General features: G+C 54.0%; 12 protein-coding genes and 1 pseudogene. 11 read left to right on the top strand and 2 right to left on the bottom strand.

What is annotated here, in order from left to right; all coding sequences use genetic code 11:
• Positions 1–72 precede the first annotated feature (72 nt).
• The 4 genes and pseudogenes from ACSZPU_RS16205 to ACSZPU_RS16220 form a co-directional block, all read left to right on the top strand.
• Positions 73–528, top strand: a pseudogene (locus ACSZPU_RS16205) (DNA glycosylase AlkZ-like family protein); the annotation flags it as partial.
• 54 nt (positions 529–582) lie between these two features.
• A complete protein-coding gene (locus ACSZPU_RS16210) occupies positions 583–765 on the top strand; it encodes a Trm112 family protein (RefSeq protein WP_499000768.1) in 183 nt (60 codons plus the stop codon).
• Positions 762–1,508 (top strand): 3-deoxy-manno-octulosonate cytidylyltransferase, encoded by a 747-nt coding sequence (kdsB, locus tag ACSZPU_RS16215; RefSeq protein WP_499000771.1) that lies wholly within the window; start codon positions 762–764, stop codon positions 1,506–1,508. The genes ACSZPU_RS16210 and kdsB overlap by 4 nt, the downstream gene beginning before the upstream one ends.
• 140 nt (positions 1,509–1,648) lie before the next feature.
• Positions 1,649–2,542 carry a YcbJ family phosphotransferase gene (locus ACSZPU_RS16220; RefSeq protein WP_499000773.1) on the top strand — a complete coding sequence of 298 codons (894 nt, stop codon included), beginning with the start codon at positions 1,649–1,651 and terminating at the stop codon, positions 2,540–2,542.
• On the opposite strand, the gene elyC is transcribed toward ACSZPU_RS16220, so the two are convergent.
• Positions 2,519–3,298 carry an envelope biogenesis factor ElyC gene (gene elyC / locus ACSZPU_RS16225; protein ID WP_499000776.1) on the bottom strand — a complete coding sequence of 260 codons (780 nt, stop codon included), beginning with the start codon at positions 3,296–3,298 and terminating at the stop codon, positions 2,519–2,521. The genes ACSZPU_RS16220 and elyC overlap by 24 nt on opposite strands.
• Positions 3,299–3,415: 117 nt before the next feature.
• Here elyC and cmoM point away from each other — a divergent pair, with 117 nt between their 5' ends.
• The 7 genes from cmoM (at position 3,416) to ACSZPU_RS16260 (ending at position 14,098) form a co-directional block, all read left to right on the top strand.
• Positions 3,416–4,210 (top strand): tRNA uridine 5-oxyacetic acid(34) methyltransferase CmoM, encoded by a 795-nt coding sequence (gene cmoM, locus ACSZPU_RS16230; RefSeq protein ID WP_499000779.1) that lies wholly within the window; start codon positions 3,416–3,418, stop codon positions 4,208–4,210.
• Complete coding sequence (gene mukF, locus ACSZPU_RS16235; RefSeq protein ID WP_499000781.1) at positions 4,203–5,525, top strand: chromosome partition protein MukF; 1,323 nt, start codon at positions 4,203–4,205, stop codon at positions 5,523–5,525. The genes cmoM and mukF overlap by 8 nt, the downstream gene beginning before the upstream one ends.
• A complete protein-coding gene (gene mukE / locus ACSZPU_RS16240) occupies positions 5,506–6,210 on the top strand; it encodes a chromosome partition protein MukE (RefSeq protein WP_499000784.1) in 705 nt (234 codons plus the stop codon). The genes mukF and mukE overlap by 20 nt, the downstream gene beginning before the upstream one ends.
• Positions 6,210–10,658 carry a chromosome partition protein MukB gene (gene mukB / locus ACSZPU_RS16245; RefSeq protein ID WP_499000786.1) on the top strand — a complete coding sequence of 1,483 codons (4,449 nt, stop codon included), beginning with the start codon at positions 6,210–6,212 and terminating at the stop codon, positions 10,656–10,658. Before mukE ends, mukB begins: the two co-directional genes overlap by 1 nt.
• A 176-nt stretch (positions 10,659–10,834) precedes the next feature.
• Positions 10,835–12,688: a L,D-transpeptidase gene (gene ldtD, locus ACSZPU_RS16250; RefSeq protein WP_499000789.1), complete on the top strand. Its 1,854-nt coding sequence runs from the start codon at positions 10,835–10,837 to the stop codon at positions 12,686–12,688.
• 186 nt (positions 12,689–12,874) lie between these two features.
• Entirely contained in the window at positions 12,875–13,423 is a 549-nt protein-coding gene (mepK, locus tag ACSZPU_RS16255; RefSeq protein WP_499000791.1) for a peptidoglycan L,D-endopeptidase MepK, read from the top strand.
• 27 nt (positions 13,424–13,450) lie between these two features.
• Positions 13,451–14,098 carry an MBL fold metallo-hydrolase gene (locus ACSZPU_RS16260; protein ID WP_499000793.1) on the top strand — a complete coding sequence of 216 codons (648 nt, stop codon included), beginning with the start codon at positions 13,451–13,453 and terminating at the stop codon, positions 14,096–14,098.
• 42 nt (positions 14,099–14,140) lie between these two features.
• Here the strand turns inward: ACSZPU_RS16260 and ACSZPU_RS16265 are convergent, their stop codons facing one another.
• Positions 14,141–15,331 (bottom strand): amino acid aminotransferase, encoded by a 1,191-nt coding sequence (locus tag ACSZPU_RS16265; protein WP_499000795.1) that lies wholly within the window; start codon positions 15,329–15,331, stop codon positions 14,141–14,143.
• Between the last annotated feature and the right edge of the window lie 173 nt (positions 15,332–15,504).

Below are 15,504 nucleotides of genomic sequence, written 5' to 3' on the forward strand. Positions count from 1 at the left end.
ACGGCCTCATTTCTCGCTGCCGTCCAGATCAGATGCATCGCTCTCTGGGCTAAAATCTTGTGACGACACTATCTAGGTCCTGCCTGGTTGCATACGGATATGTTGCCGCAGCTTGAACTGGCTGCTGCCGGAAAACTCACCGCCACCCATAGCGCTGTGCTTTCCCCCTTTGACCCGGTGGTGTGGGATCGTAAGCGGGCAGAACAATTGTTTGATTTTAGCTATCGACTGGAGTGCTATACCCCCGCGCCAAAACGTCAGTACGGATATTTTGTACTGCCGCTGTTGCATCGTGGTCGTCTGGTCGGGCGAATGGATGCCAAAATGCATCGCAAAGAGTCGGTGCTGGAAGTCATCGCGCTCTATCTGGAAACCGGTGTAAAACCGGGCCGCACCCTCGAAAATGGGCTCATAACCGCAATTGGTGATTTTGCCCGCTGGCAAGGTGCACAACGCATTACCTTCGGACATCTTCCGCAAGGGCTTTTTGATGAGCATCGTCAGGGGCTGGAAATAGACGCGGCCTGACAAATGAATATGTTAAGATTTACGGATCACGTTTTAGGTCCATCAGGAGGAAACATGGATCATCGGTTACTGGAAATCATCGCCTGTCCCGTTTGTAACGGCAAACTGTATTACAGCCAGGATAAACAAGAACTGATCTGCAAAGTGGATAGCCTTGCTTATCCCGTGCGCGAGGGCATTCCGGTACTGCTGGAAAACGAAGCCCGCTCATTAACAGAAGAAGAGAATCGACCATGAGTTTTGTTGTCATCATTCCAGCGCGTTATGCGTCCACTCGTTTACCGGGGAAACCACTGGTTGATATCAATGGTAAACCGATGGTGGTGCATGTGCTGGAACGTGCGCGTGAGTCAGGAGCGGCGCGTATTATTGTTGCGACCGACCATGCTGATGTTGCGCGTGCGGTAGAAGCGGCGGGTGGTGAAGTCTGTATGACCCGTGTCGATCATCAATCCGGGACTGAACGCCTGGCTGAAGTCATCGAAAAATGCGGTCTTAGCGATGACACGGTGATCGTTAATGTGCAGGGTGATGAACCGATGATCCCATCGGCCATTATTCGCCAGGTGGCTGAAAACCTGGCCGCACGTGATGTTGGTATGGCCACGCTGGCAGTGCCGATTCATAGCGCGGAAGAAGCGTTTAACCCGAATGCGGTGAAAGTGGTGACCGACGCACATGGCTATGCACTCTATTTCTCTCGTGCAACTATCCCGTGGGATCGCGATCGCTTTGCCGTCTCTCGCGAAACTATTGGCGATACATTCTTGCGCCATATCGGTATTTATGGTTATCGCGCTGGCTTCATTCGCCGTTATGTTAACTGGGATGCCAGCCCGCTGGAAAATATCGAAATGCTCGAGCAGCTGCGCGTGCTGTGGTACGGCGAAAAAATTCACGTTGCCGTGGCAACGGAAGTCCCAGGTACGGGCGTCGATACGGCGGAAGACCTCGAGCGTGTTCGCGCTGAAATGCGTTAATTTTCCCCGTTCAATCCCCTCATCCTGAGGGGATTTGCGTTTTTCCCGCAAATTCTCGTATTGATTTGATCTCATCAGGGTGACATCCCGGCATCAGGCGCTCATTATAAAAGCAGTAGTCTTCATGAGGGCAATCTGATATGGAACAACTGCGTGCTGAATTGAGCCACCTGCTGGGTGAAAAGCTGAGCCGCATGGAATGTGTCAGCGAAAGGCCTGACACTGCGTTGTGGTCCCTGTATGACAGCCAGGGGAATCCGATGCCATTAATGGCGAGGAGTTTTTCGACCCCCGGGCTTGCGCGCCAGCTGGCGTGGAAAATCTCAATGCTGGCACGCAGTGGCACGGTACGCATGCCAGTCGTGTATGGCGTGATGACCCATGAAGAACATCCTGGGCCGGATGTCCTGCTCATTGAACGCCTGCGCGGTGTACCGGTGGAAGCGCCAGCGCGAACCCCCGAACGCTGGGAGCATTTGAAAGACCAAATTGTGGAAGGTTTACTGTCCTGGCACAGGCAGGACAGCCGCGGCTGTGTGGGGACTGTGGACAGTACGCAAGAGAATATCTGGCCCTCCTGGTACCGTCAGCGGATAGAAGTGCTGTGGACGACGCTGAATCAGTACCACAATACGGGACTCACCATGCAGGATAAGCGTATCCTGTTCCGTACCCGGGAATGTCTGCCGTCGCTGTTTGACGGTTTTAACGACAACTGCGTGCTGGTGCATGGCAATTTCAACCTGCGTAGCATGTTGAAAGATGCCCGAAGTGACCAACTGCTGGCGATGGTCGGGCCGGGCATTATGCTGTGGGCGCCGCGGGAGTATGAACTGTTCCGCCTGGCGGATAGTCCGTTGGCCGAAGGATTATTCTGGCACTATTTGCAGCGCGCGCCCGTTGCGGAGTCCTTCATGTGGCGGCGCTGGCTCTATCTGCTGTGGGATGAAGTGGCGAACCTGGTGAATACCGGTCGGTTCAATCGCAGCAGCTTTGATTTGGCGTCGAAATCACTCCTGCCCTGGCTCACCTGAATCACCTTTCAACCATTGCCAGACTCGCCCAAGCGTTTCATAACCTACCCGGTCGCTGTGCATCAGCCAGACCGGGGAAGGGATGGCACGTTCCCACGGATTGAGTGGGGAAACGATAGCCAGTTGATTCGCGGGAGCGGGCAGGGGATGCAGGCCGGCATGACGGAAGAAAATAATAGCCCGGGGCATATGGGATGCGGATGTGACCAGTAAAAACGGTGCGTCGCCTATCGCCTGTTTGACCGCAGCCGCTTCCTCTTCGGTATCTTTCGGCGAATCCAGGGTGATGATATCGCTGCGCGGTATGCCCAGGCTCTCGGCGACTCTGGCCCCGGCTTCTGCCGTACTGACTGGATTCGTTTTCGCCGCCGCGCCGGTAAAGATCAATTTCGACCCTGGGTTTTGATGCCACAGGCGAATGCCTTCGTTCAGACGAGGCAGACTATTATTGATAAGGTTTGAGCTGGGTGCCCATGCGTCATCCCAGGTGTAGCCGCCGCCCAGAATCACGATATAGTTAACCTTCTCTCCACCGCGCCAGGTGGGATAGCTGTCTTCGATGGGTTTGAGCATTTTATCCGCGACAGGCTGCAGGCTAAGCAGCAGAAGAATCAGCCAGCTTGCGGTAATAATGCCTTTACCTGTCTTCTGCCAGCGACTAAACCAGACGAGTAACAGCCCGATTGCAATCAATATCAGCAACGCAGGCAGAGGCAGCATCAGGCCGCCAATGTATTTCTTGAGCGTAAAAAGCACGCGTCCGTCTCCTTTTTAACCATACAGCAGGCGTTTTGCGTGGATCTTACACCAGATGGGTTCATTCTCCGCACGGCTGTGACAAAATAGCGGTTTTGTCAGGATCGTGGAGCGGCCATGCAGGATCGTAATTTCGACGACATCGCGGAAAAATTCTCCCGCAATATCTATGGCACGACCAAAGGCCAGCTGCGCCAGGCGATCCTCTGGCAGGATTTGGATACTGTGCTTGCCGGAATGGGCGAACGCGCGCTTCGGGTTCTGGATGCTGGTGGCGGCGAAGGGCAAACCGCGATTCGCATGGCAGAACGTGGTCATCATGTGACGCTGTGTGATGTTTCGCAGGAAATGATTGCGCGCGCCAGGGTGGCGGCAGAAGAGAAAGGTGTGAGCGGTAACATGCATTTTGTACAATGCGCCGCTCAGGACATCGAGCGGCATTTGGAATCGCCCGTCGATCTGATATTGTTCCATGCTGTGCTCGAATGGGTCGCCGAACCGGTGGCGGTCCTGCGTACGTTGTGGTCGGTTTTAAAGCCGGGTGGTGCGTTGTCTTTGATGTTCTACAATGCTAACGGCCTGTTGATGCACAATATGGTGGCAGGGAATTTCGACTACGTGATGGCAGGTATGCCTAAAAAGAAAAAGCGCACACTGTCTCCGGATTATCCGCGACATCCGGATGAGGTCTATGGCTGGCTGAATACGATTGGTTGGCAGATCACCGGGAAAACGGGCGTTCGGATTTTTCACGACTATTTACGTGAAAAACATCAGCAACGTGACTGTTTTGACTCCTTGCTCGAACTTGAAACGCAATATTGTCGTCAGGAGCCGTATATCAGCCTGGGGCGTTATATTCACGTGACCGCGCTCAAGCCGCAGAGAGATGAAAGGATGAACGATGAGTGAATTTTCCCAGACAGTTCCCGAACTGGTTGCCTGGGCCAGGAAAAACGATTTCTCTATCACGCTTCCGGTAGACAGACTGTCGTTTTTGCTGGCGGTAGCCACGCTGAACGGTGAACGCCTGGATGGCGAAATGAGCGAGGGAGAGCTCGTTGATGCATTTCGCCATGTCAGCGAAGCATTTGAGCAAAGCGGCGAAACCATTGCTCAGCGCGCGAACAACGCCATTAACGATATGGTGCGTCAGCGTCTGTTAAATCGCTTTACCAGCGAACTGGCTGATGGCAATGCTATCTATCGTCTGACGCCGCTCGGGATTGGCATCACCGATTACTATATTCGCCAGCGTGAGTTTTCCACGCTGCGCCTGTCCATGCAGTTATCTATCGTGGCAGGGGAACTGAAACGCGCTGCGGATGCCGCAGATGAAGGTGGCGACGAGTTCCACTGGCATCGTAATGTCTATGCGCCGTTGAAATACTCGGTGGCAGAAATTTTCGATAGCATCGATCTCACCCAGCGGGTGATGGATGAACAGCAGCAGCTGGTTAAAGACGATATCGCTCAGCTACTGAATAAAGACTGGCGCGCGGCCATCTCGAGCTGTGAGATGTTGCTTTCTGAAACCTCCGGTACGCTGCGTGAATTACAGGATACACTGGAAGCGGCGGGCGATAAGCTGCAGGCGAACCTGTTACGCATCCAGGATGCGACGCTGGCGCATAACGATCTGGAGTTTGTCGACAGGCTGGTCTTTGATTTGCAAAGCAAACTGGACCGCATCGTTAGCTGGGGACAGCAGGCGATCGACCTGTGGATCGGCTATGACCGCCACGTGCATAAGTTTATTCGTACCGCCATCGATATGGATAAAAACCGCGTATTTGCCCAGCGTTTACGCCAGTCGGTGCAAACCTACTTCGATTCGCCCTGGGCATTAACCTATGCCAACGCCGACAGGATGTTGGATATGCGCGATGAAGAGATTGCGTTGAGCGATGCTGAGGTTACTGGTGAGTTACCGCCGGACCTGGAGTATGAAGAATTCAAAGAAATCCGCGAACAACTTGCGGCCATGATCGAAGAACAACTCGCGATATACAAAACCAGACAAGCGCCACTGGATCTTGGGTTGGTTGTGCGCGAGTATCTGGCACGTTACCCGCGCGCGCGGCATTTTGATATCGCGCGGATCGTCATTGATCAGGCGGTACGCCTCGGCGTAGCGCAAGCAGATTTCACCGGCCTGCCAGCAAAATGGCAGCCGATTAATGATTACGGAGCCAAGGTACAGGCGCATGTCATTGACAAATATTGAACAAGTGATGCCAGTCAAATTGGCCCAGGCGCTGGCTAACCCACTCTTTCCGGCGCTCGACAGTGCGCTGCGCTCTGGCCGCCATATCGGTCTTGATGAGCTGGATAATCACGCCTTCTTAATGGATTTCCAGGAGTTTCTGGAAGAATTTTACGGACGCTACAACGTTGAGCTGATCCGTGCGCCGGAAGGTTTTTTCTACCTGCGTCCTCGCTCAACGACGCTGATCCCGCGCTCCGTGTTGTCCGAGCTGGATATGATGGTCGGTAAAATCCTTTGTTACCTCTATCTCAGCCCGGAACGTCTGGCAAACGAAGGCATCTTCACCCAGCAAGAACTGTATGACGAGCTGCTGACGCTGGCCGATGAAGCCAAGCTGTTGAAGCTGGTGAACAACCGTTCAACCGGTTCCGATTTGGATCGCCAAAAATTACAGGAAAAAGTGCGCTCCTCCCTGAACCGCCTGCGTCGTCTTGGCATGATTTGGTTTATGGGCAATGACAGCAGCAAATTTCGCATCACCGAATCGGTGTTCCGCTTCGGTGCGGACGTGCGGTCCGGCGACGATGCTCGCGAAGCGCAGCGGCGTTTGATCCGCGACGGTGAAGCCATGCCCGTTGAAAATCACCTGCAGCTCAATGATGAGCATGAAAACAATCAGCCGGATAGTGGAGAGGAAGAATAATGATTGATCGCGGTAAATTTCGCTCACTGACGCTGATTAACTGGAACGGCTTCTTTGCCCGTACCTTTGACCTGGACGAACTGGTGACTACCCTGTCCGGGGGGAACGGTGCCGGTAAATCGACCACCATGGCGGCGTTCGTCACCGCGCTTATTCCGGACTTAACGCTGCTGCATTTCCGTAACACCACCGAGGCGGGCGCGACATCCGGCTCACGTGATAAGGGTCTGCACGGTAAGCTGAAAGCCGGGGTCTGCTACTCCGTTCTCGATGTGATTAACTCTCGCCATCAGCGTGTGCTGGTGGGGGTGCGCCTGCAGCAGGTCGCTGGTCGCGATCGTAAAGTCGATATTAAACCGTTTGCCATTCAGGGTCTGCCTACTGCGATTCAACCGACACAACTGCTGACGGAAACACTTAACGATCGCCAGGCGCGTGTGCTGCCGCTGCAGGAAGTGAAGGATAAGCTGGACGCGATGGAAGGGGTGCAGTTTAAGCAGTTCAACTCCATCACCGATTACCACTCCCTGATGTTCGATTTGGGCATCGTGGCGCGTCGTCTGCGTTCGGCCTCTGACCGTAGTAAATTCTATCGTCTGATTGAAGCGTCGCTGTACGGCGGTATCTCCAGTGCAATTACCCGTTCTCTGCGCGACTATCTGTTGCCGGAAAACAGCGGTGTGCGTAAGGCTTTCCAGGACATGGAAGCGGCGCTGCGTGAAAATCGTATGACGCTGGAAGCGATTCGCGTGACCCAGTCGGACCGCGACCTGTTCAAACATTTGATCAGCGAAGCGACTAACTATGTGGCGGCGGATTATATGCGCCATGCCAACGAGCGACGCATTCATCTGGATCAGGCGCTGACATTCCGTCGCGAGCTGTTCAGCTCACGGCAAAAACTGGCGGCTGAGCAGTACAAGCATGTCGATATGGCGCGTGAACTGGCAGAGCATGTCGGTTCAGAAGGGGACCTGGAGGCTGACTATCAGGCCGCCAGCGATCACCTGAATCTGGTGCAGACCGCGCTGCGTCAGCAGGAAAAAATTGAGCGTTATGAGTCGGATTTAGACGAACTGCAAATCCGCCTCGAAGAACAAAATGAAGTGGTGGCTGAAGCCACCGATCATCAGGAAGAGAACGAAGCGCGCGCCGAGGCTGCCGAGCTGGAAGTGGATGAGCTGAAAAACCAGCTTGCGGACTACCAGCAGGCTCTGGATGTGCAGCAAACCCGCGCCATTCAATACACCCAGGCGTTGCAGGCACTGCAGCGGGCGAAAGAGCTTTGCCAGCTCCCTGACCTGACGGCGGAAACGGCTGACGAGTGGCTGGAAACCTTCCAGGCGAAAGAGCTGGAAGCCACGGAAAAACTCCTGTCTCTCGATCAGCGTATGAGCGTGGCGCAAACCGCGCACAGCCAGTTCGAACACGCTTATCAGTTGGTTGTGGCCATCAATGGTCCGTTGGCCCGTAATGAAGCCTGGGATGTTGCCCGCGATCTATTACGTGAAGGGGTAAACCAGCGTCATCTGGCGGAACAGGCACCGTCGCTGCGCGCTCGGCTGAACGAACTTGAACAACGTCTGCGCGAACAGCAGGATGCTGAACGTATGCTGGCGGAATTCTGCAAACGGCAGAATAAACAGTATGACGCTGATGAGCTCGAATCTCTTCATCATGAGCTGGAGGCGCAAATTGCCGCGCTTTCCGAGAATGTGGCAATGGCAGGTGAGCAGCGTCTGGCGCTGCGCCAGGAACTGGAACAGCTACAGGCACGCATTCAGACGTTAACTCAGCGCGCACCAATTTGGCTGGCAGCGCAAAGCAGTCTCACCCAATTGTGCGAGCAGAGCGGCGAACAGTTTGAATCCGGGCAAGACGTAACGGAATACCTGCAGCAACTGCTGGAACGTGAACGTGAAGCTATCGTTGAGCGTGATGAAGTTGGTGCGCGTAAGCGTGCGGTGGACGAAGAAATTGAACGTCTGAGCCAGCCGGGCGGTGCCGAAGACGGTCGCCTGAATGCGCTGGCAGAGCGCTTTGGTGGCGTACTGCTCTCAGAAATTTACGATGATGTCAGCCTTGAAGATGCGCCGTACTTCTCCGCGCTGTATGGTCCATCACGTCACGCGATCGTTGTTCCGGACCTCTCCCGGATTTCAGAGCAGCTCGAAGGGCTGGACGATTGCCCGGAAGACCTCTATCTGATTGAAGGGGATCCGCAATCCTTTGATGACAGTGTATTTAGCGTCGATGAGCTGGAAAAAGCGGTGGTGGTTAAAATTGCCGATCGCCAGTGGCGCTACTCCCGTTTCCCGTCGGTGCCGCTGTTTGGCCGTGCTGCACGTGAAAGCCGTATCGAAGGGCTCCACGCCGAACGTGAAGAGCTTGCCGAGCGTTTTGCGACATTGTCGTTTGATGTGCAGAAAACGCAGCGCCTGCATCAGGCCTTTAGCCGTTTCATCGGGAGTCATCTGGCCGTCGCGTTTGACGCTGACCCGGAAGCTGAAATGCGCACGCTCAGTAGCCGTCGCGGCGAACTGGAACGTGCGCTGAGCAACCATGAGAACGATAACCAGCAAAACCGCATGCAGTTTGAACAGGCTAAAGAGGGCGTTGCCCAGCTTAACCGCCTGTTGCCGCGCCTGAGTTTGCTGGCGGATGAGACGCTGGCCGATCGCGTTGACGAAATTCAGGAGCGTCTGGACGAAGCGCAGGAAGCGGCGCGATTCATTCAGCAGTTTGGCAACCATCTGGCGAAACTTGAGCCGGTTGTCTCCGTGCTGCAAAGTGACCCGGAACAGTTTGAACAGCTTAAAGAAGATTATGCGCGCTCGCAGCAAGTGCAGCGTGACGCTCGCCAGCAGGCGTTTGCACTGACCGAAGTTGTACAGCGTCGGGCGCACTTTAGCTACTCCGATTCCGCGGAAATGCTCAGCGGAAATAACGATCTCAATGAGAAGCTGCGTCAACGGCTTGAGCAGGCAGAACGTGAACGTAGCCGTACGCGTGAAGCTCTGCGTAGCCATGCGGCCCAGCTTAGCCAGTACAACCAGGTGCTGGCGTCGCTGAAAAGCTCGTTTGATACCAAGAAAGAACTGCTTAACGATCTGCAAAAAGAGCTGCAGGAGATCGGTGTTCGCGCCGACAGCGGCGCAGAGGAGCGCGCGCGTATCCGTCGTGACGAGCTGCATACTCAGCTCTCCGGCAACCGTGCTCGTCGCAATCAGCTGGAAAAAGCGCTGACCTTGTGTGAAGCGGAAATGGATAACCTGACCCGCGCGCTACGTCGCCTGGAACGCGACTATCACGAGATGCGTGAGCAGGTCGTTACTGCGAAAGCGGGCTGGTGCGCGGTGATGCGGATGGTGAAAGAGAACGGCGTTGAACGTCGCTTGCATCGTCGTGAGCTGGCCTATCTTTCCGCTGACGAGCTGCGTTCCATGTCGGATAAGGCATTGGGTGCATTGCGTCCGGCCGTGGCGGACAACGAACATCTGCGTGATGTGCTGCGAATGTCGGAAGATCCGAAACGTCCGGAACGTAAGATTCAGTTCTTTGTTGCGGTTTACCAGCATCTGCGCGAACGCATCCGTCAGGATATCATTCGCACGGATGACCCGGTGGAAGCGATTGAGCAGATGGAGATTGAACTCAGTCGTCTGACGGAAGAACTGACCTCCCGCGAGCAGAAACTGGCGATCAGCTCCCGCAGTGTGGCGAATATCATTCGTAAAACCATCCAGCGTGAGCAGAACCGTATTCGTCAGCTTAACCAGGGGCTGCAAAGCGTCTCCTTCGGTCAGGTCCACAGCGTACGTTTGAATGTTAACGTGCGGGAAAGCCATGCCACGTTGTTGACGGTGCTGTCCGAGCAGCATGAGCAGCATCAGGATCTGTTTAACAGCAACCGCCTGACCTTCTCAGAAGCGCTGGCGAAACTGTACCAGCGCCTGAATCCGCAAATCGATCTTGGCCAGCGTACGCCACAAACCATTGGTGAAGAGCTGCTTGATTACCGCAACTATCTGGAGATGGAAGTGGAGGTCAATCGTGGCTCGGATGGCTGGCTGCGTGCGGAATCCGGGGCGCTGTCGACCGGTGAGGCCATCGGCACCGGGATGTCTATTCTGGTGATGGTGGTTCAGAGCTGGGAAGACGAGGCGCGACGTCTGCGCGGTAAAGACATTTCGCCGTGCCGTCTGCTGTTCCTCGACGAAGCGGCGCGTCTGGATGCTCGCTCTATTGCGACACTGTTCGAACTCTGTGAACGCCTTGAAATGCAACTGATTATTGCAGCGCCGGAGAATATCAGTCCGGAAAAAGGCACCACCTATAAACTGGTGCGTAAAGTCTTCCAGAATCACGAACATGTCCATGTTGTTGGTCTGCGCGGCTTCGCGGCTCAGCTACCGGAGACATTGCCCGGTACGGCAGACGCCTCATAGTGGTTCAACTAAAAACGAGGGCGACAGAAATGTCGCCCTTTTTCTTTTCTGAAACCACACCGTTGGGGACGACTCTTCCTTAAACTTCTTTACATTTGCTAAGGCAAATGCTTTTTTGTCTTCATATACTGATAGAAAGAGCGTTTTGCGTGTGATGAAGAAACAAGGGGCAAGGGATGTTGCTTAAGAAATCGTATGGTCGTCGGATGTCCGCATTAAGTTTGTGTCTGGCATTCGCATTTGCTCCGCTGTTTAGTGCCCAGGCCGATGAGCCTGAGGTTGTACCGGTTGACAGTTCCGCGACGATTGGCGATCAGCCTACCGTGTTATCGCAGCCGCTGGAGCAGTCACCTGCCACTGCCATGATGGCTGGCCTGCGGCCTTATCCGACACCGGATGCGCCGGCCAATGCGCGCGTCGCGTTGCAGGCGCTGTTGCCTGCTAACTGGACGCCGGTCTACATGGACTCCCTTTCTGCGTTATATGCCGCGCGTGATATGAAGCCGCTTTGGGATAATCGCGATGCGGTCCAGGCTTTCCAGCAGCAGCTTGCCGAAGTGGCCATTGCGGGTTTTCAGCCGCAATTCACGACCTGGGTTGAGCTGCTGACCGACCCGAGTGTCTCCGGAATGATGCGCGACCTCGTGTTATCGGATGCCATGATGGGGTATCTGCATTTCGTGGCGGGTATTCCGGTGAAAGGCAACCTCTGGCTCTACAGCAGCAAACCTTACACCCTGGAAACACCGCCTCTGTCGGTTATCAACCAGTGGCAATCGGCGCTGGATAAAGGCGATCTGGCGCAGTTTATCGTAAGCCTTGCGCCTCATCACCCGCAGTATGCCGCGATGCACCAGTCCTTACTCACTCTGGTGGCGGACAATATGCCATGGCCACAGCTGACGAGCACCGTCTCACTGCGCCCAGGACAAAAGAGTAAAGATGTGGCTGCACTGCGCGAGATCCTGCAGCGCAGTGGCATGATGGATGATGCACCGAAAATTGCGCTGCCGGGTGATGACGCAACGCACGCCGTTGTCAGTCCATCCGTCATTGCGGTAGATACGGCTGCACCGACGTCAGGACAGTTGAGTAAAAAATCAAAACCGATGGGGTCTGTGAGCAGTGATTACGATCGCCAGCTCGTTGCTGCGGTAAAACGTTTCCAGGCCGCTCAAGGGCTGCATGCGGACGGTGTGATAGGGCAGTCGACCCGCGACTGGCTGAATGTAACACCCGCTCAACGGGCAGGCGTTCTGGCGCTTAACATTCAGCGTCTGCGTTTGCTGCCGGGTAAACTCTCCACGGGGATTATGGTTAACATCCCGGAATATTCGCTGGTTTATTATCTGAACGGCAGTCAGGTGCTGGCTTCCCGTGTGATTGTTGGGCGCCCGGATCGCAAAACGCCAATGATGAGCAGCGCGTTAAACAACGTGGTGGTTAACCCGCCGTGGAATGTCCCACCAACGCTGGCACGTAAAGACATTCTGCCGAAAGTCTGGAACGACCCAGGCTATCTGGAACGGCATGGCTATACCGTGATGCGCGGCTGGAACAGCAAAGAGGCGATTGACCCGATGATGGTGGACTGGGCGACCATCACGCCATCCAATCTGCCGTTCCGCTTCCAGCAGGCGCCGGGGGCGCAGAATTCACTGGGCCGCTATAAGTTCAATATGCCGAGTTCTGACGCTATTTATCTGCATGACACGCCCAACCATAATCTTTTCCAGAAAGACGCGCGAGCCTTGAGCTCAGGCTGTGTGAGGGTGAATAAAGCCTCTGAGCTTGCCAATATGTTATTACAGGATGCGGGATGGAACGATACGCGGATTTCCGATGCCTTAAAACAAGGAGATACCCGTTACGTTAATATCCGTCAAAATATTCCGGTGAATCTTTATTATTTGACCGCATTTGTTGGTGAAGATGGGCGCACACAATATCGTACAGATATTTACAATTATGATCTGACGGCGCGATCTGGCGCACAAATTCTGGCAAAAGCTGAACAATTAATCAGGTAAATGAAGCAGTTCGGAAAATGATGTTGTCGTAATATTTAGCGAAAACGGGCCAGAACTGCTGCAAGGCCCGTCTTTGCTGGGGTTTGGCTACCTTGACGCAGACGTTTTTGCCCGGTAAGGTGCCTTTCGTGCGCAATAAAAGTGCATAAATTATGTTCACTTTTTTCTTTTGCAGACCTGATTATCATGGACAAATTTGACGCTAATCGCCGCAAATTGTTGGCGTTCGGTGGTATTGCCCTTGGTGCAGCCATCTTACCTCAACAAGCATTTGCAACCCTTTCCACCCCACGTCCGCGTATTTTAACGCTGAATAATCTCCATACTGGAGAAACAATTAAGGCGCAGTTTTTCGATGGCCGGGGCTATATTCAGGATGAATTAGCAAAGCTCAACCATTTTTTCCGTGACTATCGCGCGAATAAAATTAAAACCATCGATCCGCAACTGTTTGATCAACTTTACCGCCTGCAAGGTTTGTTAGGAACGAGCAAACCGGTGCAACTGGTTTCGGGATACCGTTCTGTCGACACGAATAACGAACTCCGGGCCCACAGTTCGGGTGTAGCGAAAAAAAGCTATCACACGAAAGGACAGGCAATGGATTTTCACATTGAAGGGATTTCTCTGAGCAATATTCGCAAAGCTGCGTTATCTCTGCGCGCAGGTGGTGTAGGATATTACCCCAGCAGCAACTTTGTGCATATTGATACCGGGCCGCTACGGCACTGGTAAAACTCAGTTAAAACAGACAGGAGCAGTATGAACTATCGTATTATTCCGGTTACCGCCTTCTCCCAGAACTGCTCGTTAGTCTGGTGTGAGCAAACCCGGCTGGCAGCAATAGTGGATCCCGGTGGCGATGCTGATCGCATCAAACAGGAAGTTGAAGCCTCCGGCGTGACGTTAACGCAAATACTGCTTACGCATGGTCATCTTGATCATGTTGGCGCAGCAGCCAAGCTGGCGCAGCACTATGGCGTGCCAGTGATTGGCCCGGAAAAAGAAGATGAGTTCTGGCTGCAAGGGCTACCCGCCCAGAGTCGTATGTTTGGTCTGGATGACTGCCAGCCGCTGGTACCGGATCGTTGGTTAAACGAGGGCGATACGGTCAGCGTGGGTAATGTGAGACTGGATGTGTTGCATTGTCCGGGACATACCCCAGGGCATGTGGTTTTCTTTGATGCGCAATCCCGTCTGCTGGTGTCCGGCGACGTTATCTTTAAAGGTGGCGTGGGGCGCAGTGATTTCCCGAAAGGCAATCACGGGCAGCTGATTGAAGCTATCAAAAATAAACTTTTGCCGCTGGGGGATGATGTGACCTTTATTCCTGGTCACGGCCCGATGTCCACGCTGGGCAATGAGCGGTTGCATAACCCTTTCCTGCAGGATGAACTGCCAGTCTGGTAAAAAAAAGGTCGCAAATGCGACCTTTTTTATTTCGACTGTCGTTTAAAGCACTGCGACGATGGCTTCACACAGCGGCGACATGTTATCCGGTGTCATGCCCGCAACGTTAATACGCCCTGATGCAACCGCATAGATAGCGAACTCTTCGCGCAGACGCAGCACCTGCTCTTTGGTCAGGCCGCTGAATGAGAACATCCCGTTCTGGCGAGTAATAAAGCTGAAATCGCGATTTGCCCCTTTTTCCTGCAGCGTATTCACAAACAGCAAACGCATACGCTGAATGCGCTGACGCATGTCGGTCAGCTCTTGTTCCCAGATGGCGCGCAGCGCATCGTTACTCAGAATCGTTGCTACCACGGATGCACCATGAGCCGGCGGGTTAGAGTAGTTAGCACGAATGGTCGATTTCATCTGGCTGAATGCACGGTCAACCGTCTCCTGGTCTGCAGCTATCAGCGTACAGGCACCGACACGTTCATTGTACAGACCGAAGTTTTTCGAGAAGGAGCTGGCGATGATCAATTCTTTATGCAGTGCGGCAAACGCGCGCAGACCTTTTGCATCTTCTTCCAGACCGCGGGCAAAACCCTGATAGGCGAAATCAAACAGCGGCAGCCAGCCTTTCTCAATGGATAATTTCGCCAGCGTTTCCCACTGCTCGAGCGTTGGATCGATACCGGTTGGGTTATGGCAGCAGCCGTGGAACAGAACAATGTCACCCGCTTGTGCGGCGTCCAGGCTGGCAGCCATACCGTCGAAATCAAGCGCATGGTTTTGCGCGTCATAGTAGGTGTAATCGCATACTTCGAGGCCGGCGGAGTTAAACACGCCTTTATGGTTTGGCCAGCTTGGATTACTTACCCAAATACGTTTTGCTGAGGTATTTTTCGCCAGAAAATCAGCTGCCACACGCAGGCCACCCGTACCGCCCGGGGTCTGCGCAGTGCGCGCACGTTTGTCATTAATAATCGCGCTGCCTTTACCGAACAGCAGTTCCTGGGTGCAACGACCAAACTCAGGAATACCGTCGATGCCGAGGTAATTTTTTGTGTTCTCGTTTTCCAGCAGATACTGCTCCGCTTTTTTAACGCTGGTCAGTACCGGTGTTTTCCCGGTTTCGTCTTTATAGACGCCAATACCAAGGTTGATTTTGCCAGGACGTTCATCGGCGCGAAACAGATCGGCCAAACCCAGAATAGGGTCAGCAGGGGCAGCGGTAATATTCTCAAACATGACGAGGTTCCATTATGGTGACAGAAGGGAGGTCCGCTATCAGGTTAACGGTTGATGTGGCAATTGCCAACCGTTTGCGATAAAAAGCGTGCGTCTTTTTAGATAGTGTCGTCACAAGATTTTAGCCCAGAGAGCGATGCATCTGATCTGGACGGCAGCGAGAAATGAGGCCG

Origin of the sequence: Phytobacter sp. V69, from assembly GCF_965644215.1 — a bacterium.
Classification (GTDB): domain Bacteria; phylum Pseudomonadota; class Gammaproteobacteria; order Enterobacterales; family Enterobacteriaceae; genus Phytobacter.